Annotated in this window: 1 protein-coding gene and 2 pseudogenes; 2 read left to right on the top strand and 1 reads right to left on the bottom strand. The window is 56.1% G+C overall.

What is annotated here, in order from left to right; translation table 11 throughout:
* Window positions 1-84: 84 nt before the first annotated feature.
* Window positions 85-338, top strand: a pseudogene (locus NKK47_RS34870) (transposase); the annotation flags it as partial.
* 414 nt (window positions 339-752) lie between these two features.
* On the opposite strand, the gene NKK47_RS34875 reads toward NKK47_RS34870, so the two are convergent.
* The gene (locus tag NKK47_RS34875) at window positions 753-1,610 is read right to left on the bottom strand and encodes a sulfotransferase domain-containing protein (RefSeq protein WP_352529071.1); all 858 of its coding nucleotides are present in this window, start codon (window positions 1,608-1,610) and stop codon (window positions 753-755) included.
* 521 nt (window positions 1,611-2,131) lie between these two features.
* On the opposite strand from NKK47_RS34875, the pseudogene NKK47_RS34880 reads away from it, so the two are divergent.
* Window positions 2,132-2,328: pseudogene (locus tag NKK47_RS34880) on the top strand (IS110 family RNA-guided transposase); the annotation flags it as partial.

A 2,328-nucleotide genomic window follows, 5' to 3' on the forward strand; every position in this document is an offset into this window, starting at 1 on the left:
CCGCGAAGACAACCATGCACCCGGCAGCGTCGTCTCGACGCAATTACATGCTTGACGTCCCAGCGGCGATTAGACAACCCCATCAATCTCGGTTCGCACAAGAGCAAGGCAGTGCGCCGCGCCATCCGCTCGGCCGGCGCCAGTTGTTCTTTCTGCCGAAATACTCGCCCGACCTCAACCCCATCGAGAAGCTCGTCGCCAAGCTTAAGCATTGGCTGCGCAAAGCTGCCAAGCGAACGGTCGAGGCCGTCTGCGATGCCATTGGACATATCCCCGGCACCGTCACTTCAACCGAATGCAGAACTTACTTCATCGAGGCCGGCTATGCGCCAACCTAAATTCATCCCGCTCTAGCCAAAACCGTCGCACTGCGGTCGGCGTCTGACGCCGATGAACGCCTTTCAATTAATCCTGTTGGAGTGATGCGACGCCTCAACATTCTTAAGCCAGCCAGGGTCCAAAGCCTTTCGTGCGTGTCCTTGTGTTGCTCGCGCCGACCGGCGGCACTGAGCTATCAAGCCAGGCTTCCATGCCCGCCGCCCATCCGGGTCCACGCCGCAGAGAGTATGCGCAGTCGCGTCGTTTAGTCGAGGCTCGTAAAGGGTGAGCGACGCGATCGAGCCGCAGCGTAGGTGCGCGGTGATCGTTCCGGCAATCGTCGATAAAGATCATCAATTAGCCGGGCCAGCAGCAACAGGCCACCATGGTTCTCCCAAGGAAAGGGGTTTCCATTTTCGTCGGCCATTTCCAGATCAAAATCCGAATCGCTCGTTGAGTCTTGACCCACCGAGCGCGGTAAACCGCGCCTCAATCTCCGGACTCCAGCAAGCCTCCCACGAAGTTCGCCTGCCGGAGAAGGTAAAGGTCTGCTCTCCAATAAGTTGGTTCAAGATCAGCTCCGGCTTCTGCGGTGACTGGATCTCGCAAAACTCAGCAATTTTGCGAATGGTCTCGAGCTGAACTTCGTGCCCTTGGTCACCTATGATCTGCTCATAGGTCAATCCAAGAACATCCTCCTCATCTGCCCACGGCACCAACGGGTGACAGCGTTCGTTGAAAATGAAAGGCGCAATCTCATCAAAGTACTTCAGCATTTTCTCGGGCCCGTTCGGCTCATGGCGCCACTTGATCTCAGCCCTCCCAGGCGGGCACCAGTCGCTGTTCCCGACATATCGCATCTGCGACACAATTGCCGCACGCATTTCACGCGAAAGGAAGATGACTTTGAAATCCGCCAAACAATGGCGAATGCCCATGTCGCACGGCAGATGCCCATAGCCAAACTGACCGGGCTGAATAAAGCGAGATGATATCTCGATCGGTATCCACAGGATGTTTTCAGAATGAGTGAACCGAGCTCTCTCGACATCCACAAAGCGGAAGTCTCCCAGATATTCTTTATTAAAGAACACATCGGACTGTTCAAGCCCGAGCATGGTTAGCAGACGGGCATATAGGTGGGTGCCCGCCTTCGGAATGGAACAAATCATAACCCGCGCGCTTGTGGCGCCGCCCGTCGGCTTAATTGACCAAGCTTCATTTGAGCAGGGGTAAAGCGGAAAATTTTGACCCGCGATAACGCGCAGCTCTTCTGGAAGCGGGTGGACCATTGCGTATCTTCTCACTTTTGCAAGGTGTTAAGCAATCAAGGTAGCAAATGCGGACTGTGGATACATTCGGAGACTGCCAGCTTGGCCCCAGGCAGTCGCGCCCTGTTGTCGCCGCCCATGAGTGACGGAATTATTGAGAGCGTCGGCCATGTGCGACGATTCTGGCCAGCTCGCTGCGCTGGTATTCCGATAGCTGAGAGCGAAGGAGATCGGCACGCCGTTGGCTCGCCCCGCTTGGCGATCGTCGCTGAGAGACAATCATACGTCATGTCAAAACTCAGAGTCGCCCGAAGACGCCTACGAAAGCTGCCGATGAGCTAATTACCGACGACACTTCCGCGTTCACTAGGGATCTAGCCGGCTTTTCATTGTCCTGCCTCTGTCTTGGATCGGACCGTGAACTTCTTTCCAGGAGAAAGCAAGCAATCGGTGAATCTTGCCCGCCGAGTAGATGCTATGGGGGGAGCGGCGAGGGTGTGGCATCCTTCGCTGTTTCAACCACCATCAGAAGGAGGCGTCCCATGTCGCAATCTTTTGACACGAGCCGCTCCCTTACCGCTCTTGAACAGGATAACACGATCATCGCCGTCATCGAAATGAGCAAGGGGAACTGGCTCGTCGCCGCGCTTATTCCAGGTCTCAAGCGTCAGCCCCTCAAGAAGATCGATGCCGTCGCGCCAGCACTGTTGAATCTACATCACCGCGGGCGCGCCCAAGC

It is taken from the genome of Mesorhizobium sp. M0019 (assembly GCF_040323975.1).
In the GTDB taxonomy this organism is placed as follows: Bacteria; Pseudomonadota; Alphaproteobacteria; order Rhizobiales; family Rhizobiaceae; genus Mesorhizobium.